25 protein-coding genes are annotated in these 17906 nt (G+C 65.1%); 13 read left to right on the top strand and 12 right to left on the bottom strand.

What is annotated here, in order from left to right; genetic code table 11:
- Positions 1–64 precede the first annotated feature (64 nt).
- Positions 65–616, top strand: a complete 552-nt coding sequence (locus tag ACP7BY_RS01730) for a hypothetical protein (RefSeq protein ID WP_033965337.1) — start codon at positions 65–67, stop codon at positions 614–616.
- A 48-nt stretch (positions 617–664) separates the two neighbouring features.
- On the opposite strand, the gene ACP7BY_RS01735 is transcribed toward ACP7BY_RS01730, so the two are convergent.
- The 3 genes from ACP7BY_RS01735 to panB form a co-directional block, all read right to left on the bottom strand.
- Positions 665–2032, bottom strand: a complete 1368-nt coding sequence (locus ACP7BY_RS01735) for a PQQ-like beta-propeller repeat protein (RefSeq protein WP_137902935.1) — start codon at positions 2030–2032, stop codon at positions 665–667.
- On the bottom strand, positions 2029–2724 hold the full coding sequence (locus ACP7BY_RS01740) for a tetratricopeptide repeat protein (protein WP_310065742.1): 696 nt from the start codon (positions 2722–2724) through the stop codon (positions 2029–2031). The genes ACP7BY_RS01735 and ACP7BY_RS01740 overlap by 4 nt, the downstream gene beginning before the upstream one ends.
- Before the next feature lie 106 nt (positions 2725–2830).
- Positions 2831–3691, bottom strand: a complete 861-nt coding sequence (panB, locus tag ACP7BY_RS01745; RefSeq protein ID WP_033965341.1) for a 3-methyl-2-oxobutanoate hydroxymethyltransferase — start codon at positions 3689–3691, stop codon at positions 2831–2833.
- Positions 3692–3816: 125 nt separating this feature from the next.
- Here panB and ACP7BY_RS01750 point away from each other — a divergent pair, with 125 nt between their 5' ends.
- Both ACP7BY_RS01750 and ACP7BY_RS01755 read left to right on the top strand, forming a co-directional pair.
- Positions 3817–4236: a hypothetical protein gene (locus ACP7BY_RS01750; protein WP_231565146.1), complete on the top strand. Its 420-nt coding sequence runs from the start codon at positions 3817–3819 to the stop codon at positions 4234–4236.
- Between the two features lie 5 nt (positions 4237–4241).
- Entirely contained in the window at positions 4242–4451 is a 210-nt protein-coding gene (locus tag ACP7BY_RS01755; protein ID WP_010403556.1) for a helix-turn-helix transcriptional regulator, read from the top strand.
- A gap of 6 nt (positions 4452–4457) precedes the next feature.
- Here the strand turns inward: ACP7BY_RS01755 and ACP7BY_RS01760 are convergent, their stop codons facing one another.
- Together ACP7BY_RS01760 and ACP7BY_RS01765 are read right to left on the bottom strand one after the other, a co-directional pair.
- Positions 4458–4739 (bottom strand): DUF427 domain-containing protein, encoded by a 282-nt coding sequence (locus tag ACP7BY_RS01760; protein WP_033965344.1) that lies wholly within the window; start codon positions 4737–4739, stop codon positions 4458–4460.
- 11 nt (positions 4740–4750) lie between these two features.
- On the bottom strand, positions 4751–5101 hold the full coding sequence (locus ACP7BY_RS01765) for an arsenate reductase (RefSeq protein WP_033965346.1): 351 nt from the start codon (positions 5099–5101) through the stop codon (positions 4751–4753).
- A gap of 42 nt (positions 5102–5143) precedes the next feature.
- Here ACP7BY_RS01765 and ACP7BY_RS01770 point away from each other — a divergent pair, with 42 nt between their 5' ends.
- Positions 5144–5980, top strand: a complete 837-nt coding sequence (locus tag ACP7BY_RS01770) for a hypothetical protein (RefSeq protein WP_137902933.1) — start codon at positions 5144–5146, stop codon at positions 5978–5980.
- 55 nt (positions 5981–6035) lie between these two features.
- Here ACP7BY_RS01770 and ACP7BY_RS01775 read toward each other — a convergent pair whose 3' ends face one another.
- The gene (locus ACP7BY_RS01775; protein WP_081988737.1) at positions 6036–6467 is read right to left on the bottom strand and encodes a GNAT family acetyltransferase; all 432 of its coding nucleotides are present in this window, start codon (positions 6465–6467) and stop codon (positions 6036–6038) included.
- An 81-nt stretch (positions 6468–6548) separates the two neighbouring features.
- On the opposite strand from ACP7BY_RS01775, the gene ACP7BY_RS01780 reads away from it, so the two are divergent.
- On the top strand, positions 6549–7091 hold the full coding sequence (locus tag ACP7BY_RS01780) for a hypothetical protein (RefSeq protein WP_137902932.1): 543 nt from the start codon (positions 6549–6551) through the stop codon (positions 7089–7091).
- A 73-nt stretch (positions 7092–7164) separates the two neighbouring features.
- Here the strand turns inward: ACP7BY_RS01780 and ACP7BY_RS01785 are convergent, their stop codons facing one another.
- The 6 genes from ACP7BY_RS01785 to ACP7BY_RS01810 form a co-directional block, all read right to left on the bottom strand.
- Positions 7165–7938 (bottom strand): ABC transporter ATP-binding protein, encoded by a 774-nt coding sequence (locus ACP7BY_RS01785; RefSeq protein ID WP_137902931.1) that lies wholly within the window; start codon positions 7936–7938, stop codon positions 7165–7167.
- Positions 7935–8918: a FecCD family ABC transporter permease gene (locus ACP7BY_RS01790; protein WP_126848687.1), complete on the bottom strand. Its 984-nt coding sequence runs from the start codon at positions 8916–8918 to the stop codon at positions 7935–7937. The genes ACP7BY_RS01785 and ACP7BY_RS01790 overlap by 4 nt, the downstream gene beginning before the upstream one ends.
- Positions 8915–9817 carry an ABC transporter substrate-binding protein gene (locus tag ACP7BY_RS01795; protein ID WP_137902930.1) on the bottom strand — a complete coding sequence of 301 codons (903 nt, stop codon included), beginning with the start codon at positions 9815–9817 and terminating at the stop codon, positions 8915–8917. Before ACP7BY_RS01795 ends, ACP7BY_RS01790 begins: the two co-directional genes overlap by 4 nt.
- Positions 9818–9957: 140 nt before the next feature.
- On the bottom strand, positions 9958–10545 hold the full coding sequence (locus tag ACP7BY_RS01800) for an NADPH-dependent FMN reductase (protein WP_033966562.1): 588 nt from the start codon (positions 10543–10545) through the stop codon (positions 9958–9960).
- Between the two features lie 8 nt (positions 10546–10553).
- On the bottom strand, positions 10554–10688 hold the full coding sequence (locus tag ACP7BY_RS01805) for a hypothetical protein (protein WP_260591593.1): 135 nt from the start codon (positions 10686–10688) through the stop codon (positions 10554–10556).
- Positions 10689–10817: 129 nt separating this feature from the next.
- Positions 10818–11237, bottom strand: a complete 420-nt coding sequence (locus ACP7BY_RS01810) for a DoxX family protein (protein ID WP_033966559.1) — start codon at positions 11235–11237, stop codon at positions 10818–10820.
- Between the two features lie 309 nt (positions 11238–11546).
- Between ACP7BY_RS01810 and ACP7BY_RS01815 the strand changes: the two genes are divergently transcribed.
- The 8 genes from ACP7BY_RS01815 to ACP7BY_RS01850 all read left to right on the top strand — a co-directional run bounded on the left by ACP7BY_RS01815 (position 11547) and on the right by ACP7BY_RS01850 (position 17895).
- Complete coding sequence (locus ACP7BY_RS01815; RefSeq protein ID WP_033966557.1) at positions 11547–11819, top strand: hypothetical protein; 273 nt, start codon at positions 11547–11549, stop codon at positions 11817–11819.
- 12 nt (positions 11820–11831) lie between these two features.
- Entirely contained in the window at positions 11832–12227 is a 396-nt protein-coding gene (locus ACP7BY_RS01820; RefSeq protein ID WP_033966555.1) for an OsmC family protein, read from the top strand.
- A gap of 14 nt (positions 12228–12241) precedes the next feature.
- On the top strand, positions 12242–12904 hold the full coding sequence (locus ACP7BY_RS01825; RefSeq protein WP_033966554.1) for a hydrolase: 663 nt from the start codon (positions 12242–12244) through the stop codon (positions 12902–12904).
- A gap of 82 nt (positions 12905–12986) precedes the next feature.
- The gene (locus ACP7BY_RS01830) at positions 12987–13235 is read left to right on the top strand and encodes a XapX domain-containing protein (RefSeq protein WP_033966553.1); all 249 of its coding nucleotides are present in this window, start codon (positions 12987–12989) and stop codon (positions 13233–13235) included.
- Complete coding sequence (locus ACP7BY_RS01835; protein ID WP_171010548.1) at positions 13232–15166, top strand: amidohydrolase; 1935 nt, start codon at positions 13232–13234, stop codon at positions 15164–15166. The genes ACP7BY_RS01830 and ACP7BY_RS01835 overlap by 4 nt, the downstream gene beginning before the upstream one ends.
- Positions 15167–15189: 23 nt before the next feature.
- Positions 15190–16086, top strand: coding sequence for a glyoxalase (locus ACP7BY_RS01840; RefSeq protein ID WP_137902929.1), 897 nt, complete (start codon positions 15190–15192; stop codon positions 16084–16086).
- On the top strand, positions 16083–16499 hold the full coding sequence (locus ACP7BY_RS01845) for a DoxX family protein (protein ID WP_033966552.1): 417 nt from the start codon (positions 16083–16085) through the stop codon (positions 16497–16499). Before ACP7BY_RS01840 ends, ACP7BY_RS01845 begins: the two co-directional genes overlap by 4 nt.
- Before the next feature lies 1 nt (position 16500).
- Positions 16501–17895 (top strand): alginate export family protein, encoded by a 1395-nt coding sequence (locus ACP7BY_RS01850; protein WP_033966550.1) that lies wholly within the window; start codon positions 16501–16503, stop codon positions 17893–17895.
- Positions 17896–17906: the final 11 nt, after the last annotated feature.

Here is a 17906-nt window from a genome sequence, read left to right on the forward strand (position 1 = left end):
ACCATGGAGTAAGCCACGAAGCGCATGATCGCCCAACTGCACTTTTTGGGCGCGGGGTGATGTAATGGGTTCTCGAATGAAGCCGGCGAACGGTGCCATGACATTGGCGGAAATGAAGGAGTTTGCTGGCTTTTCGTCGGCAACGCAGCGTTATGTCCGGCGCTCTCTGGACATCGGTCTCGACCGAGATGACGCGATGGCACGCTGGTCGAGGGACGTTGTCGAAGCGGCGAGCATCCGCGCCCAAGTTCGCGTCTACACACGCCTGCCCGACATCCGCGCAATGATCCCGGACGACAGTGGCCTGGATTCGGTGGAACCGCTTTTCGCACCGCTGCTGACTATTACGGCCTTCGATCTGGGCCAGGGGCGGCTGACGACCTTTTCCGCCTATCGCTTTCTGTACGAGCGCCTGGTCGGTGCGGAAATTCGTCCGTGGCTACCCGCAGCCTTCTGTGCTGCCGCAGCGCTACCGCATCTGCATCCCGACCTGCGCCGCAAATTGCTGCAGTCGATCAGCGAGGCGGCGGCGACCGCGTCGGGCTGGTCGAACCGCCAGCCCGCCTTTTTCCCGAAATGGGTGGAAAAGGTCGATATTACCGCGCTGCCCAACTGATCCTGCCCAATGGATCATCGGCGCGGTCCAACCGGACCGCGCCGCACCTCATTTGTAAGCGGTGACACGGCCCTTCTGGTCGAGCACGTACAGCGTATTGTTGGACACGACCGGCGGCAGCGTGAACGGGGCCTTGGACTCAATCACCGTGCCGACCTTGCCATTTTCGACCGACGCCGAGACGATCTGACCGAGCGAATTGGTCAGCACCAGCCGCCCGCCCGCCAGCACCGGACCGAACCAGGTGACCGGATTGGCCTTCTTGCTGTCCTTGATCGTGCCGTCCTTCTTGCGCTTCTCGCTCTTGAAATGCTGCAACTGACTGATCCAGCGGACCTTTCCGGTCGCGCGGGCGAGGCAAACCAGACGAGCATCGTCCGTAACCAGGAACACCCATTCGCCGGCCACCCACGGGGTGGAGATGCCAGCGAAATTCTGTTCCCACATGCGCTGGCCCGAGACGATTTCGAGCGCGACCATGCGGCCACCCTGCCCGACCGCGAACACGACCCCGCGATCGATGACTGGATCGGCGTCGATGTCGGCCAGCGAGGAAACCGAGGTCGAGATGGTCGAACGCGACAGCGCGTCCTGCCACAGCGTGCGGCCGTTTTCATAGCGATAGGCGTTGAGTTCGCCCGACGAGAAGCCCGCGACCACGGTCCCCTGGCTGACGGCCGGAGCGGCCACGCCAAACACGCCTTGCGTCTCGATCGAGCCCGACTGCGTCCACACGACAGCGCCATCGGCCTGCGACAACGCGTAAAGCTGATTGTCCTGGCTCAGGATATAGATCTGCCCATTGGCCACGGTCGGCGCGCCGCGCAGCGGAGCACCCGGCTTGACGCGCCACAGCACCTTGCCAGTCGCTGCCTCGAGCGCGACGACATCGCCCAGGCCGTCAGTGGCAAAGATCTTGCCATCATCGAAGCTCACGCCGCCGCCAAAGCGCGCGCCGCGGGTCTTCTTGTCGATCTTGCCCTTGTGCGTTTCGGCCACGTTGGTGGACCAAACAGCCGCCCCCGTCGTCGACGAAAAGGCGTGGATCGTCGCATCGACGTCGATCGCATACAGTCGACCGTCAGCGATAACCGGCGCGGCTCCCAGGCGTTGGCGATTGCTGCCCCCGTCGATCGAGGCGCTCCATGCCCGCGACAAAGACGAGCCGAGGCTCAATTGACCAAGCGACTTGGACGCGCTGCCACCGGGCTGGGCCCAACTGTCATTGGGTGCCGCAGGCGGCACGAGCACATCGACACCCGCAATGGTCTTGTCGGCGAGCACGTCATGCTCCCCGGCCAAGATCGCGATGCGCTGCCCCAGCACCGGCGTTTTCTTCTTGCCCTTCATCGAAGCGCAGCCGCTGAGCGCGACAGCAGTCACGGCCACGACGAGAAAGCGGTTGGTCATCTTCATTGCGATTTCTGTTCCTTAGCCTCGGTGACGGCATCCACACCCAATACGCCCGCCATCTGAACCGCGCGTTGCCGCAGCGTCTCCTCCGTGTTCGGATCGCGCGCGATCTGACCGTACAGCACGCCCGCGAGATCGCGACGATTCTGGCGGAGGTATGAAATCGCGACAAGCTCGCCGGCATTGCCGAACCACGGATTGCCCTTCACCGCGATGCCACGCAGCCGTGCGATGACGACATCCGGCTTCAGCGAGTCAAACTCGGCGGTGGTCTGGCGGACCAGCGCAAGATCGCGGAGCGGCTGGCCGATCGAGCCATCGCTCGCAACCTGTGCAAACTTCGCGGCGGCTCCCCGCAGGTCCTGCTTCTGCAGCAGCAGATCGGCCTGGCTCATCAGCGCGAGCGCGCGGTAGCCACCAATGTTCGATGCCGCCAGCGTGGTGAGCTTGGCACGGGCCGAATCGATGCGGTTGCTCCCCATGTCTTCATAAGCCTTGGACAGCGCTTCGCCCTGCTCACCCGCGACTGATTGCTCATGCGATTGCCACAGCAGCCACCCGCCAAAACCAAGAAGCGCCAGCACCACCAGCGCGATCGCGGCGATCCCGTAGCGCTTCGCCGCCTTGGCGACTTGATCGCGACGCAGCTCCTCATCGACTTCACGCAGGAATGCGGCATCGGTATTCGGCGGCACAGCCAAGGGGGAACTCCATCGGATCAGGGCGGGAAGGCGCGGACCTTAGCCGCGCCGGTGGACAAACAAAAGCGCTCAAAAAATCGGGCGAAACTCCTGGGCGGCGTCAGTCCTTCGGGGCGTAAATCTGCTCGGCACCGGGGAAGGTACGCGAGCGGACATCCGCCGCATAGGTTTCAACCGCGGCGGAAATACGGCCTGCAAGATCATCGAATTTCTTCACGAAGCGGGCAGTGCGATCGAACAGGCCGAGCATATCCTCCGCCACCAGCACTTGCCCGTCGCACTGGGCCGAGGCACCGATGCCGATGGTCGGACAATCGATCGTGCGCGTCAGCTCGATTGCGATCGGTTCGACCACGCCCTCGATCACCAGCGCGAAGGCTCCCGCCGCGGCAATCGCCTGGCCATCGTCGATGATCTTGGCGGCTTCCGCCTGAGTCCGCCCGCGCGCGCCATAGCCGCCGAGCGTGTTGACCGCCTGCGGGGTGAGCCCGACATGCCCCATAACGGGAATGCCGCGTTCGGACAGGAATTTGACCGTGGGGGCCATCGCCCGGCCGCCTTCGAGCTTCACCGCCGCCGCACCGGTCTGCTTGAGCAGCCAGGCCGCGCTTTCGAACGCCTTTTCGGGCGAGGCTTCGTAGCTGCCGAACGGCATGTCGATCACCACCACCGCATGATAGCTGCCGCGTACCACCGCCGCGCCATGCGCCGCCATCATCTCCAGCGTGACCGGCACGGTGGAGGGCAGGCCGTACACCACCTGCCCCAGACTATCGCCCACCAGCAGCATGTCGCAATGCGGATCGAGCAATTGCGCGGTGCGCACGGTGTAGGCGGTCAACATCACCAGCGGCTCCGCCCCCTTGCGCGCGCGGATCGACGGCACGGTAAGGCGCTTCATCGGCGCGGGGGTCGGGTTGGCGCGACTGGTCGCGGTGTCGATGGTGAAGGTCGTGGACATGGCCGCAACGACTAGCGCCTCCCGCCGCCGGACGCCAGCGTGGCAATGGCCAAATGCAAACTACCATTGACTCTATGTTGGATATTTCTAACATTGGGTTCTGTTATTGGAACATGGAGATCGAAATGCCGTTCAGAGAAAAGATCGCATGGCTTTCCGCAGGTGGCATCCTCGTCGCTTTCGGGCCGTATTTTGCGCTGGTGGCGATGCGCCAACCGACCACCGCGCTCGGCCCGGCGACAGCGGCGGGCTTTCTGGCGGTGATCGCGACGCTGGTGGCGGTGATGACGGTCGCAAGCATTCTCGTGGCACTGACCAACCTACGCGACGCGCAGCAGCCGAGCGACGAACGCGACCGCGCGATTGCCCGGCGTGCGCTGGCGTTCGCTTATCCCGTGTTGCTGACGGCGTTGTTCGCCGCGCTGGCAACGCTGTTCCTGGGTGCGAGCCTGCCGGTGCTGACCAACGCCGTGCTGGGCGCAATCGTGCTCGGCGAACTCACCCGCTGCGGCGTCGAGATTCTCGGCTATCGGGCGCGGGGCTGAGCGTCGTGTCCGCGCGCATTACCAATCACATTCGCTTGCTGCGCTTCATGGCCGGGGAAATGACGCAAGCCGAGCTGGGCGAGAAGATCGGCCTGACGCGACAGACCGTCGCGGCCATAGAGGCCGGCAAATACTCGCCGACGCTCGAGGCCGCGTTCCGCATCGCACAGGTGTTCGGCAAACCCCTGGACGAGGTGTTCCAATGGGAGGGGTGACGGGCCTTATTCGACCGTCACGCCCTTCCAGAAGGCGATGCGGTCCTTGATCTCCGCCGCCTTGGGCTTGGGGTCGGGGTAGAACCACGCCGCGTCTTCATTGCGCTTGCCGTCGACGACCAGCGACTTGTAGCTCGCCTCGCCCTTCCACGGGCAGACCGAGTGCGTCGCGCTGGCTTCGAAATAGTCGGCGACGATGCTGTCGGCGGGGAAATAATGGTTGCCCTCGACCACGACGGTATCCTCGGACTGGGCGATCACCGCCCCGTTCCAGCGTGCAGTCGGCATGGCGGTCTCCTTTAAGGCTTGAGAGCCGCTAGATAGGTATCGGGCTTGAACCCTGCCAGCAGCACGCCGTCCTTTTCGGAGCCCGCTTCCAGAATCGGGCGTTTGATCGCCGACGGCTTGGCGAGCATGATCGCGATTGCCTTCTCGGCATCGAGATCGGTCTTGTCTGTATCGGGCAGCGCGCGGAAGGTCTGGCCGGCGCGATTGAGCACGACCTCCCACCCGAGCCGACCGACCCAGCGCCGCAACGCCGCCTCATCGACGCCCTGCTTCTTATAGTCGTGGAACGCATAGTCGACGCCGTGCTCGGCCAGCCAGGTGCGCGCCTTCTTGACCGTGTCGCAATTGGGGATGGCGTACATCGTCCGGTTCAATTTGGAATTCCTTTGGAAGCAGCGTATCGTTTGGATATGATCATCACTGCTGAACATCGCCTATTGGCGCAAGAGGGGCATTTAGCCAGCGCCTCTTTGCTATCCGGCTTTGAAGCTCTAGCAAAAATAGACTACGACAGAGCGGGTACAATTTACTCGACCTTGTTTGCTCTTTCCATTGGGATGGAGCGAATTATGAAAATAGCCGTAATCCTTAATCACAAAGCAGCCAACGATCTCGCAAATCCGACAGACAAGCAGCTCAAAGCCCTCGGCCATTCAATCACAGAACTCTATGAACATGTGCGGCTAATTGGTGCTGCCCACGGACTGGCCGATGGCTGGTTTGAAGCAAGGTCTCACCATTATGATGCCTTAGAGGCTCTCTCAGAGTTTGCTCTTGGATCGAGATATTACAATTTCGATCAACTGACGAACGGCAAACAACACCCGGACCCCTTGGTCCGCTGGTTCAAGGTCCACATTCAGATTGCAGAACATGTTCTTTCGCATCGTCGCCTCGAACGGATCATGGGCAGAGCTCGGGCATTTTGCGAGGCCCGTGGAGCGCTCGGTTGGGAATGGGGGCCACTGGGTCGTTGGGAGCTAACCATAGACGTCAATTACCAAATATGCGCCGCCCATGCGACTCGCGGTCAATGCGTGTGGGCCATTATCGAGATCCTAAAACCAGTCTGCCAACTGATCGAAATACTCACGGACAAGGTACAAGCACTGGAAGTCGAAAAAGGTTCTGAGAGCGCTACACCGTACATGATCGAGTTTTTCCCTTTTCGGTGGACTCCCCGGGAAGCGGCAATCCGGCGCAAAGCTTGGTCAAGCCTCTTTCACCTAGGGGGACGGTGACCGTCACGACTACGGGAGAGAAGAACGCGCGGCTCGCAAAATCGCCTCAAGCCCCTCACCCCACTCCCGCATCCGCCAGAAACCGCCCCAGCACCACGACATCCTGCCGCGCCAACCCGAGCGCTTCGTAAAAGCCGAGCGCGGCAGTGTTGTCGCCGCGAACCATCAATTGCAGCTTGGGCGCGCCGCGCGCGTGCAGCCAGCCTTCCGCCGCCGCCATCAGCGCGCGACCGAGGCCGGAGCGGCGCGCTTCTGGGGCGACCGCGAGATAATAGATCCAGCCGCGATGGCCGTCGAAACCGACCATCGCGCTGCCGATGATGCCGCCCTCCCCGCGTGCGACCAACACGCTCGACTGCGCCTCGCGCAGCGCGAGCGCGAAGTCGCTGGCGGGGTCGTTCCACGGGCGGGTGAGGCCGCACGCGTGCCACAAGGCGATGACGGCGGGGGCATCGGCAGCGGTGGCGGGTTCGATCTCGGGTATCATGACGCCTGTCATGCGCGGCGCTGGCGCTGCGTCAAGTCGGCGCGCCCCTGCTGTTCCCCCTCAACCTATAGAAGGGAAAGCATGGGGATGGTATCGTGCGCCATGCCCCGGCGACGGACTCTTCTCATAATCAGCGCCGCCGCTCTTCTGATCGGCAATATCGCGCTCTTCGGTTGGCGCGCCTACGATTCAACCAGGCCCAATGCGGCGATCACCTATGTAGGGATCGACTCTTTGGTCCTGTCCGTGTCCCCGAGCCAGAAGACAACCGTATTGACTAAGGGTCGATGGAACCCCGACCCTCGCACTGATGAAAGCGTGCGACTTCCCGCCATGACCCAAAGCGGACAGTCTTTGAAGGTCGTGGTGATCCGTTTAGGACCTGCCCCAAATTACGAGCGCCTGATTCAGTCGATACGGAGCCTGCGAGCGCACAACATCTGCCATGTTGGCATAGTCGAAGGGGCAAATATCGATTCTGTTCCCGCCCCGAATGTACCGTTTGCAGTTCCGGCTCCGAATTCCTTTATCGAAGTGCCGACCTTCGTGCTGTGTGGGGAGGCCGTTGGCGATGCTTCAGGATTCGATGGGAAGTTGCCACCCGATGCTCTTATTCGGTTGTGACGTTCTGCGCGTGCTGAGAGAGGTGCTTCGACACGCTCAGCACGAACGGAGGGAGAAGCACAGGCGACGCCCCTCACCCCGCGCGGCGCACCACATCGATGATCGGCCTTTGCGCCCCCGCCAGCACGCGCGCCTCGATCCCGTAAGCCGCGCGCAGCACGTCCGGCCTCAGCGCGTCGACGGGCGCGCCATCGGCCAGCACCGCGCCCGCCGCCAGCACCACCACGCGGTCGGCGAGGCGCAGCGCCATCGTCAGGTCGTGCAGCGTCACCACCACCCCGGCCCCGGCCAGCGCCATGACGCGGAACAGCCCCGCCACGTCGAGCTGATGCGCGGGGTCGAGCCCCGACAGCGGCTCATCGGCCAGCAGCCATTCGGGCTCCCCGGCGAGCGCGCGGGCGATGAGGACGCGGGCGCGTTCGCCGCCCGACAGGCTCGTCACCACGCGGCCAGCGAAGTCGCTGACCCCGGCCAGCTCCATCGCTTGCGCCACCGCCGCCGCATCGGCAGTGCCGCCGCCGCGCGCGCCTAGGAACGGAATGCGACCGAGGCCAACCAACGTCCGCGCATCCACCGCCCAGGCGATTTCCGGCGTCTGCGGCAGAACAGCGAGCCGCTGGGCGAGCGCGCGTGGCGGCATGGCGGTGACCGGCTGGCCGTCCAGATGCGCCGCGCCGCTATCGGGCGTGCGTAGCCCGGCAAGGCAGGCAAGCAAGGTCGATTTGCCCGCGCCATTGGGGCCGACGATCGCGGTCACCTGTCCCGCCGCGAACGTCAGGTCGATCCCCGCCAGCACGCCGCGGCCGCCCAGCGTCACGCGCACATCCTGGCACGACAGCACGCTCATGCGATCCTCCGCCGGAGCGTCAGCAGCAGCGCCAGGAAGAACGGCCCGCCCAACGCCGCCATCGCCACGCCGAGCTTCACCTCGCCCGCCGCCGGAGTCACGCGCACGAGAATGTCCGCCGCCAGCACCAGCACCGCGCCGCCGAGCGCGCTGGGGGCAAGCAACGCGCCCGGCCGCGCGCCGACCAGCGGGCGCAGCACATGCGGCACCACCAGCCCGACAAAGCCGATCACCCCGCTCACTGCCACCGCCGCGCCCGTCGCCAGGCCCACACCCAGCGCGAGCGTCCAGCGTGTCCGCGTGAGCGAAATGCCGAGCGAACGTGCGCCCGCCTCGCCCAGCGTAAGCGCATCGAGCGCGCGGCCCGTCGTCAGCAACAGCGCGGCCCCGGCGAGGATGAAGGGGGCGGCCAGCCGCACTTCATCGACGCTGCGATCCTGCAGCGATCCCATCAGCCAGTCGACGATCTCGCCCACCGCCCAGGGGCTCGGCGCGAGGCTCAAAGCGAGCGAGATGCCCGCACTCGCCACGATATTGAGGATCGCGCCCGCCAGCACGAAGGTAACGAGGCTCGACCGGCTGCCCGAGAGCAGCAGCAGCAGCCCCACGCCGATCAACGCGCCCAGCATCGCCGCGCCGGGCAGCACCCAGATGCTGGCGAGCGTCGCGCCATAATAGAGCGTCAGCACCGCACCCAGCGCCGCCATCGCCGACACGCCGAGCACGCCGGGATCGGCCAGCGGATTGCGCGTATAACCCTGCAGCGCTGCGCCCGACAGGCCAAGCGCCGCACCGATCAACATGCCAAGGATGGTGCGCGGCACCCGAAGATCGGCGATGATCGCCCAGCGCGGATCGCTGCTCGCGACATTCCAGGCCGACAGCGGCACCCACACCCGCCCCGCAATCAAACTGAGCCCCGCCAGCACGGCGAGCAGCACCAGCAGCCCGGCATAGAGCGCGATCCGCCGCAGCATCATGCCCCAACCACGCTTTGCCGCGCGCGCACCAGCGTGGCGAGCGCCGGGATCATCACCGGCCCTCCGCAATAGAGCAGCCGCTCGGGGAACACCGCGCGCCGCATCCCGCCGACGACATGCGCCAGCGCTGGATGCTGCATCACCCGCTGCGCCCATCCCGGCGCGCCCGCGCTGGTTTCGCCTGACAGCAGCAATTGCGGCGGATCGGCGACCAGCAGTTCGAGCGGCACGTTGCGCGACTGGGTGAACCCATAGCGCGTGATCGCGTTGCTGAGCCCTGCGCGGCGCATCAGTTCGTCCATCAGCGTCCCCGGCCCCGAAGCAAAACCACCGGCCATGAACACCAGCGCCGAGACGGGCGCCATGCCCGGCGGCGGCGCGGCGGCGCGCAGCGCGGCCTCGATCCGCGCGACGATGCGCTCGCCGCGCGCGCTTTCCCCCACGGCGCGCGCGACATCGCGGACTTGGGCGATGCTGGTGGCGATGGTTTCGGGCACATCGAACAAAGCGGTGTTCAAGCCGCTGCGCGCCAGCGCCTGCCGCGTCGCCAGCGGCATCAGCTTTGCGCCCAACACCAGATCGGGCGCGAGCGCGATCACTTCCTCCGCGCTCTCATAGGTTTTGGGCAGCGTGCGCGCGAGGGCTGCGATGGTCGAGCCATTGGCCTCGCTCGCCCAATGGCTGAGCGCCGCGATCCGGCGGCGGTCGACCAGTTGCACGAGGATGACATCGAGGCAGGGGTTGAGCGAGACGATCCGTTGCGGACGGGCGGGCGTGGGCGCGGCGGCGCACAGGGTTGCGGCGCACAGGCCGGTGACGACGGCGCGGCGCGACGGCGCGATCGGTGCTGCCCGCGAGGAACCGGGGCGCGCATGGGCAATCACTACATCCCTACTCATCGACCCCCCGCTCCTCCGCGCGCAACGATCGCGCTGTCCGGGGAAGGACGGGAAGCGCACGATACCAGTGCACCTGCGCTTTAGCCCCCACCTTTATCAAACGAAATCGTTCTGCCGCGAACGCAGCAGAACGCTCGTGGTCAATAAGGCGGTGCCGCCACCGCGCGTTGCCGCGCCGCCGCATCCGCCCACCAGGTCAGATCATCGGCGAACCGGTCGAACCCCGCTTCCAGCGCCGCACCGCCGCCCCCGATCGGCTGCGCCGCGGGGTCGAGCGTTGCACTGATAGGCCCAATGGAGAGAGTGCTCGATACCACGACCATGCCCATTTCCGCCAATGTCGGGTGCCAAGCCTGCGCGGCGCGCACCCCGGACAACCGCCCCGCCGAATAGCTGGCGATCGCCGCGGGACGCCAGAACCATTCCTCAAGGAAATGGTCGGTCAGGTTCTTGAGGCCCGGCTGCACGCCCCAATTATATTCGCCTGTGACGAACAAAAAGGCGTCGGCTTCACGGATCTTGGCTGCCAGCGCAGCCATCGCCGACGGTGCCTCAGCGGGGGTATATTCCTTATACATGCGATCGAGCATCGGCAGCCCGACCGCCTTTGCGTCGATCAATTCGGCGTCGACCCCGCGCGCCTGAAAGCGTCGGACGAGATAATCCGCAAGGCGAATGCCCATACGGTCGGAGCGGTACGAGCCATAAAGGACGAGCAGCTTCTGCATCGCCCCGCTCAATCGAAACGCGGAGCAGCGGGCGGATCGCTGGCGGGGAAACTTTCCTCGAGACCTTCGTCGATCAGCTCTTCCTCATGGTCCTCGGCCGGCACATCGGGCGTCGAGTCGGGGTTGGGGTCAGGGTCGGACATCGAAGTTCCTTTCACGGCGAACATAACCGCACAACGCGGCGCGATCTTGGATAGACGCAACATCCGCGCACGAAAAAGCCGGACGGGGTACCCCGTCCGGCTTTTTTTTCTCCTGCGCAGGACCGTGGTTCAGCGACGGGCGTCGAGGCTCCACGCTCCGCCACCCAGCGCGATGACGTTGAGCAGGCCACCGGCGATAGCGACGTTCTTGAAGAAGTGGATGAACTGGTTCTGGTCGCCAAGCGCGCTGTGGAAGGCGAGCGCGGTCGCGATCGCGAACACCGCCAGCACCGACGCCACCAGACGCGTGCGATACCCAAGGATGAGCGCCACACCACCGAGCAATTCCACGACCAGCGCGATCGCCAAGCCGACTTGCGGCAAGGGCAGGCCGACCGACTGGATATAACCAATCGTGGCGGCGGGCGCGGCGAGCTTGGACAGGCCGCTGAGGACGAAGATCGCGGCAATCGCGGTACGGCCGACGAGCGGAAGCGCAGCGGCGCTGGTCGAGGGGCGGGCGGTTGCACCGAGTGGTAGGGTAGCCATGGGAAATCTCCTTTGGGGCGGACCAATCCCGCCGTTGCCGCAAAGATGGCACTGCCCCTCCCCCTCAACCAGTGGAATAAAATTGTATCGTTCGTTCGAATTATTAGAAATGTCGGCTGCGCGCACGAACGGGTGTCGCAGATAGATGCTGGTCGCATCACGGCGATCCAAGACCGTTCTCGCCAATGTGGCTAAACAGAGCTCATGGGAACGCTATTCAACAATTTGGAACGTTCTGACCGATTTTATACGTCTGCCGCTGACGTCGCGAATTCGCCATCTCTTGCCGGGTCGCCACAGGAGGTTCCGATGTCGTCTTTGCTCCCACCGCCCGTCCTCAACAATCGCGAATGGTCAGCCGTCGCCGAAGCGCTGCGCGAAGCCGATGCCTGCGGATGTGCGCCGCACTTCTTCCGCAAGCGCAACGCCGATGTGGCCGCCGATCCGCGCCGCGAGGCGGTCCGCCGGTTCGTCTGCACGACCCGCCGCCGCCGCACCCCGGCCCGCGACCTCGCGGATGGCCTGTCGACCCATGGTTTCAACCCAGCGCAGATCGACGCGATCGCGCTGCTGTCGCTTTGAAGGGATCGTAGCATGGCCACTGCCACCGCCCGGATCGGCACAGAATTCTACCGCACCGCGATCACGACCGGGCACCATATGCTGACCGCCGATGAACCCGCCAGCCGTGGCGGCGCAGACGCCGGCCCCGCGCCGTACGACCTGCTGCTGTCCGCTTTGGGGGCCTGCACCGCGATCACGCTGCGCATGTATGCCGATCGCAAGGGCTGGCCGATCGAAACGCTCGACGTGGCGCTGCGCCTGGTCGGCGGCCCAGATGGCAACCGTGTCGAACGGCTGCTGACGATCGTCGGGCCCGACACCGCCGCGCAGACCCGCCTGGCCGAGATTGCCGAGCGCACCCCCGTCACGCTGACGCTGAAAAGCGGCATCGCGATCCACACCACGCTTTCCACTCCGACATTGTAAGAAAGGTTCCTCCCATGACCATCACCGCGACCGCAACGCCCGGCAAATCGCTGATTTCGCCTACCGACCACACGCTCGTACTGATCGATTTCCAGTCGCAAATGGCGTTCGCCACCAAATCGATCGGTGCTGAATTGCTGCGCAACAATGCAGCACTCATCAGCAATGCCGCCAAATCCTTCAACGTGTCGACGATCCTGACGACGGTTGCCGAAAAGAGCTTTTCGGGCCCGATGTTCGACGAGATCAAGGACGCTTTTCCCGGCCAGGCAATGCTCGACCGCACCAGCATGAACACGTGGGAAGATGCCGCCGTGATCGACGAGGTCAACCGCATCGGCAAGACCCGCATCGTGTTCGCCGGGCTGTGGACCAGCGTTTGCATCGTCGGTCCCGTGGCCTCGGCGATCGACCAGGGCTTCGATGTCTATTTCATCGCCGATGCCTGCGGCGACGTTTCGCCCGAAGCGCATGAGCGCGCGGTTCAGCGAATGATCCAGCTTGGCGCGACGCCGATGACGTCGGTGCAGTATCTGCTCGAACTGCAGCGCGATTGGGCACGGGTGGATAGCTATGAGTCGACCACCGCTATCGCCCGTAAATGGGGCGGAGCCTATGGGCTGGGCATCACTTACGCCAAGACGATGTTCGGGGCTTCCGAAGGCCAGCACGGCTGAGGATGGCGCGTCGGGGCGGGTCCCAAGCCCCCCGCCCGCCCCGATGCTGCAGGCTTTACCGCTCCAGCAGGAAGTGACCTAAATGAAGCCATATCTCATCTCGCTCGCCGTCGGCTTGCTGGTTGGGCTGATTTACAGCCTGCTTGGCGTGCGTTCGCCCGCACCGCCCGCCATCGCCCTGGTCGGGTTGCTCGGCATTCTCGTCGGCGAACAAGTCATTCCGCTCGTCAAGCGCGTCAGCTCGGGCGAAGCGGTTGCCTTCCTGCGCGCCGAAGCGGCCGAACATGTCTTTGGCCGCCTGCCCGGCGACCACCCCGACCAGGACGCATGAACGACCTCACCCGCCGCCAGACGATCGCCGGGGCGGCGATCGGCACGTTCGCCGCCCCGCTTCTCGCAAGGACTTCCACAATGCCGGCCACCGATCTCATCCTCGTCAATGCCAAGGTCACCACGCTCGACCGCGAAAACCCGCAAGCGCAGGCGATCGCGATCCGCGACGGGCGCTTCCTCGCGGTCGGCAGCGAGGCCGAGGTGCGCGCCGCCGCCCCGCAAGCAAGCGTGATCGATGCCAAGGGCCGCCGCATCATCCCCGGCCTGATCGACAGCCACATGCACATCATCCGCGGCGGGCTGAACTATAATATGGAGCTCCGCTGGGATGGCGTGCCGAGCCTTGCCGACGCGCTCGCCATGCTCAAGCGCCAGGTCGACATCACCCCCGCCCCGCAATGGGTGCGCGTGGTCGGTGGCTTTACCGAGCATCAATTCGCCGAAAAACGCTTGCCGACTATCGCCGAGTTGAACGCGATCGCGCCCGATACGCCGGTGTTCATCCTGCATCTGTACGACCGCGCACTGCTCAACGCCGCTGCACTGCGCGTCGTCGGCTATACCAAGGACACGCCCAACCCGCCCGGCGGCGAGATCGTGCGCGATGCGGCGGGCAACCCGACCGGCCTGTTGCTGGCACAGCCCAATGCGACGATCCTCTATTCCACGCTCGCCAAGGGCCCCAAGCTGCCCCCCGAATATCAGCTCAATTCGACGCGCCACTTCATGCGCGAGATGAACAGCCTCGGCGTCACCGGTGTGATCGACGCGGGCGGCGGCTTCCAGAATTATCCCGATGATTATGCGATCATCGAGCAGCTCCACGCCGACAACCAATTGACCGTGCGCATCAGCTACAATCTGTTCACGCAAAAGCCCAAGGAAGAGCTGGCCGATTTCAGCGGCTGGGTGAAGCAAGTGACGCCCGGCCAGGGCGACGACAGCTATCGCCACAATGGCGCGGGCGAAATGCTCGTCTATTCCGCCGCCGATTTCGAGGATTTCCGGGTCGAACGCCCCGACATGCCGGCAAACATGGAGGGCGACCTCGAACCCGTCATCCGCTTGCTCGCCGAACATAAATGGCCGTGGCGGCTGCACGCCACTTATGACCAGACGATCGGCCGTGCGCTCGATGTGTATGAGAAGGTCGCGCGCGACATTCCCTTCACCGGGATCAACTGGTTCTTCGACCATTGCGAGACGATCAGCGACCGCAATATCGACCGCATCGCAGCCCTCGGCGGTGGCATCGCGATCCAGCATAGAATGGCCTATCAGGGCGAATATTTCGTAGAACGCTATGGCGCAAAGGCCGCCGAGCGCACCCCGCCGATCGCCAAGATGATGGCCGCCGGATTGCCGGTCGGCGCGGGCACCGATGCGACGCGCGTCGCCAGCTACAATCCGTGGGTGTCGCTCAACTGGCTGGTGACGGGCAAGACCGTCGGCGGCCTCGGCCTCTACCCCGGCGTCAACCGCCTGAGCCGCGAAAAGGCGCTGCGGCTGTGGACGCATGAAAACACCTGGTTCTCGAACGAAGTCGGCAAAAAGGGGCAGATCAAGGTCGGCCAGCTCGCCGATCTCGCGGTGCTGTCGGCCGATTATTTCAGCGTGGCCGAAAGCGAAATCCCGCATTTGCGGTCGGTGCTGACCGTGCTCGGCGGCGCGGTGGTCTATGGCGAGGGCGACTATGCGCCGCTCGCCCCGGCCTTGCCCCGGCCGATGCCCGATTGGTCCCCGGTCGCGACCTTTGGCGGCTATCACCGCACCCCCGACACCGCCGCCAAGCTGGCGAGCGCCTGCGGATGCGCGAGCGGTTGCGCGGTCCACGGCCATGACCATGCCGCAGCCCTCGCCACCAGCGCCCCCACCGCCGACGTCCAGACTTTCTGGGGTTCGTTCGGCTGCGGCTGCTGGGCCGTCTGATGCTTTTCCCACGGAGACACGCCATGAAACGCCTGCCGCTCTTCCTCGCCGCGCTGATGCTCGGCACCGCCCCTGTCGCCCCTGCGCTGGCGCGCGAAGCCGTCACCGCCGATTATGCCGTCGGCCCGCAATATGACACGACGCACGTCTATGTCGCGCCCGAGGATTTCGATCGCTTCGTCACCAGCCTGATCGCTACTTTCGGCGGCACGACGACCAAGAAGGGCGCGTTTCAGGTCACCCCGACCACGAGCAAGACCTGGTCGCAACTGGTGCTGACCCAGGCGGGGTCGGTGTCGGTGTTCGGCTTCACCACGCCCATCCCCTACCCCTTCGGGGTCGAGCGTAACGGCTATCTGGTCAGCGACATGGATGCGGCGGTCGATGCGGCCGTGGCATCCGGCGCGGCGCGGCTGATCACCACCTTCCCCGATCCGATCGGGCGCGATGCCGTCGTGCAATGGCCGGGCGGCGTGAACATGCAGCTCTATTGGCACACCACCAAGCCCAATTATCCCACGCTGGTGACCGTGCCCGAAAACCGCGTCTATCTGACCGCAGACCGTGCCGATGCCTTCGTCAAAAGCTGGACCCGCTTTGCGCACGCCAGGACGGTGTCGGATGAGAAGGCCGCGCCCGGCGTCGAGATCGGCCAGCCGGGCACTGCCTATCGCCGCATTCGCCTGACCTCGGGCTATGGCGACATGACGGTGATGGTTTCCAACGGCCAACTGCCCTGGCCCTATGGCCGCGACATGACCGGCTATGCCGTTGCGGACCTTCCCGCCACGCTCGCCAGGGCGCAGGCGGCGGGCGTCGAGACGCTGGTCCCGGCGCATGCCGAAGCCGATCGCCAATCGGCGATCGTGCGCTTCCCCGGCGGCTATATCGCCGAAATCCACAGCCAGACCGCGCGATGACCGGGCACGAAACCCCACGCTTCGTCACCGCGATCCTCGATTGGCCACCGACCTGGTTCGTCGTGCGGCTGGCGTTGCTCAGCGCCTATCTCATCGGCGGCGTGGCCAAGCTGGGCAACTGGCCCTCGGCGGTGGCGGAGCAAGTGCATTTCGGCGTGCATCCGCCCGAACTGACCGCAGCGCTGACGCTGCTGGTCGAACTGGTCGGATCGGTGCTGATCCTGTGGGGGCGCTTCGTCTGGCTCGCAGCCGGGGCGCTGGGCGTGTTCACCTTGCTCACCGCCTTCATCGCCAGCCCGTTCTGGGCGCTGCAGGGGCAAGCGCGCTTCATCGCGACCAACGACTTTTTCGAGCATCTCGGCCTGGTTGCCGCGTTCGTGATGGTGGCGATGGTCGCGGCCCGGCGGCGCTAAGATGCGCCGCGCGGTTCTTCTGGCAACATTCGTCACCGCCAGCCCAGCCGTGGCGCAGTCGAGCGACGCCTGGAAACCGCCGACGCTGACCACGACGCGCTATGACGAGGATTGGTCGACGCTCGCCGACCCCGCCCAGCGCACCGGGCATTGGACCGAGCAGTTCAACTACATCGCGCTCGGCACCGACAGCTATGTTTCGACCGGGCTCGAACTGCGGCTGCGCAACGAGGACTATCACAACAACCTCTGGGGCGGCGGCGCGGCCCCCAATGATGGCTATCTGTGGCTGCGCGCCATGCCTTATGCCGATCTGCATGTCGGCCGCGTCCGCGCCTTTGTCGAACCGATCGCCGCTTATGCGATCGGCGTGCGCCCCAGCAATTCGCCGATCGACCAGACCCGCACCGATCTGCTGCAGGGCTTTGTCGATGTGCGGCTGGGCGAGGCGCATACCGGCGACCCGGATGCGACCGGTCTCACGCTGCGCGCGGGGCGACAGATGCTCTCGCTCGGCACCGAGCGGATGGTCGGCACGCGCTACGGCCCCAATGTCCCGCTCGCCTTTGATGGATTTCGCGGACTTGCCTCGCTTGGCGGCGCGACGCTCAGCCTGATCGCGGTGCGCCCGGTCGAGCCGGGACTCGGCAGCTTCGACGATCGTCGTTCCCGCACCCGCGCGCTGTGGGGGGCCTATGGCTCGGTCAAACGTCCACGCAGCGGGGTCGATCTCTACTATTTGGGCTATCGCAACACCCAGGCGACCTTCGGCGGCGTGACGGCGCGCGAGCTGCGTCACAGCATCGGTGCGCGCTGGTTCGGCGATGTCACCACCTGGCATTGGAATGTCGAGGGCGTGGCGCAATTCGGCCGCTTCGCCGATGGCTCGATCGGCGCGTGGACGCTTGGCAGCGAGGTCGGGCGGCACTTCCCCAAGATCCGCTTCGCCCCCGATCTGCAAGTCCGCCTCGATTATGCGAGTGGTGACGGCAACCCCAATGACCACCACCTTGGCACCTTCAACGCGCTCTTCCCCAAGGGCAAATATTTCGGCGAGCTGTCCCCGGTCGGACCGTACAATCTGATCAACCTCAACCCGCAAGTGTCCGGCACATTTGGCAACGGTGTCACGGCGAGCCTAGCCGGCATGGCCTATTGGCGTGCCTCGCTGGCGGATGGGGTGTATGATATTCCCGGTCGGCTGATCCGCGCGCCGGGCAGGTCGCGCGCGCGCTTCATCGGCAAGGAGATCGAAGCGACGGTTGCATGGCAGGCGACGCGCGAGCTGAGCTTTTCCGCCTCGCTCTCCGCCTTCGCGCCCGGCACCTTCATCCGCGAGACAGGCCCCGCGCGGACGATCACGATGCTGGGTCTTGAAAGCGACTTCCGTTTCTGAAGGATGATGAC

It is taken from the genome of Sphingomonas sp. PSPC2-2 (assembly GCF_049897725.1).
Taxonomy (GTDB): domain Bacteria; phylum Pseudomonadota; class Alphaproteobacteria; order Sphingomonadales; family Sphingomonadaceae; genus Sphingomonas.

Coding starts and splice junctions, on each gene's coding strand:
- ACP7BY_RS01785 (WP_137902931.1), bottom strand. CDS start 7,938: ATGAGCGTGCTGTCGTGCCAGGATGTGCGCGTGACGCTGGGCGGCCGC.
- ACP7BY_RS01730 (WP_033965337.1), top strand. CDS start 65: ATGGGTTCTCGAATGAAGCCGGCGAACGGTGCCATGACATTGGCGGAA.
- ACP7BY_RS01830 (WP_033966553.1), top strand. CDS start 12,987: ATGAAGCCATATCTCATCTCGCTCGCCGTCGGCTTGCTGGTTGGGCTG.
- ACP7BY_RS01750 (WP_231565146.1), top strand. CDS start 3,817: ATGCCGTTCAGAGAAAAGATCGCATGGCTTTCCGCAGGTGGCATCCTC.
- ACP7BY_RS01735 (WP_137902935.1), bottom strand. CDS start 2,032: ATGAAGATGACCAACCGCTTTCTCGTCGTGGCCGTGACTGCTGTCGCG.
- ACP7BY_RS01815 (WP_033966557.1), top strand. CDS start 11,547: ATGTCGTCTTTGCTCCCACCGCCCGTCCTCAACAATCGCGAATGGTCA.
- ACP7BY_RS01795 (WP_137902930.1), bottom strand. CDS start 9,817: ATGAGTAGGGATGTAGTGATTGCCCATGCGCGCCCCGGTTCCTCGCGG.
- ACP7BY_RS01840 (WP_137902929.1), top strand. CDS start 15,190: ATGAAACGCCTGCCGCTCTTCCTCGCCGCGCTGATGCTCGGCACCGCC.
- ACP7BY_RS01825 (WP_033966554.1), top strand. CDS start 12,242: ATGACCATCACCGCGACCGCAACGCCCGGCAAATCGCTGATTTCGCCT.
- ACP7BY_RS01780 (WP_137902932.1), top strand. CDS start 6,549: ATGGGGATGGTATCGTGCGCCATGCCCCGGCGACGGACTCTTCTCATA.
- ACP7BY_RS01810 (WP_033966559.1), bottom strand. CDS start 11,237: ATGGCTACCCTACCACTCGGTGCAACCGCCCGCCCCTCGACCAGCGCC.
- ACP7BY_RS01805 (WP_260591593.1), bottom strand. CDS start 10,688: ATGTCCGACCCTGACCCCAACCCCGACTCGACGCCCGATGTGCCGGCC.
- ACP7BY_RS01835 (WP_171010548.1), top strand. CDS start 13,232: ATGAACGACCTCACCCGCCGCCAGACGATCGCCGGGGCGGCGATCGGC.
- ACP7BY_RS01845 (WP_033966552.1), top strand. CDS start 16,083: ATGACCGGGCACGAAACCCCACGCTTCGTCACCGCGATCCTCGATTGG.
- ACP7BY_RS01760 (WP_033965344.1), bottom strand. CDS start 4,739: ATGCCGACTGCACGCTGGAACGGGGCGGTGATCGCCCAGTCCGAGGAT.
- panB (WP_033965341.1), bottom strand. CDS start 3,691: ATGTCCACGACCTTCACCATCGACACCGCGACCAGTCGCGCCAACCCG.
- ACP7BY_RS01800 (WP_033966562.1), bottom strand. CDS start 10,545: ATGCAGAAGCTGCTCGTCCTTTATGGCTCGTACCGCTCCGACCGTATG.
- ACP7BY_RS01820 (WP_033966555.1), top strand. CDS start 11,832: ATGGCCACTGCCACCGCCCGGATCGGCACAGAATTCTACCGCACCGCG.
- ACP7BY_RS01765 (WP_033965346.1), bottom strand. CDS start 5,101: ATGTACGCCATCCCCAATTGCGACACGGTCAAGAAGGCGCGCACCTGG.
- ACP7BY_RS01850 (WP_033966550.1), top strand. CDS start 16,501: ATGCGCCGCGCGGTTCTTCTGGCAACATTCGTCACCGCCAGCCCAGCC.
- ACP7BY_RS01790 (WP_126848687.1), bottom strand. CDS start 8,918: ATGATGCTGCGGCGGATCGCGCTCTATGCCGGGCTGCTGGTGCTGCTC.
- ACP7BY_RS01775 (WP_081988737.1), bottom strand. CDS start 6,467: ATGATACCCGAGATCGAACCCGCCACCGCTGCCGATGCCCCCGCCGTC.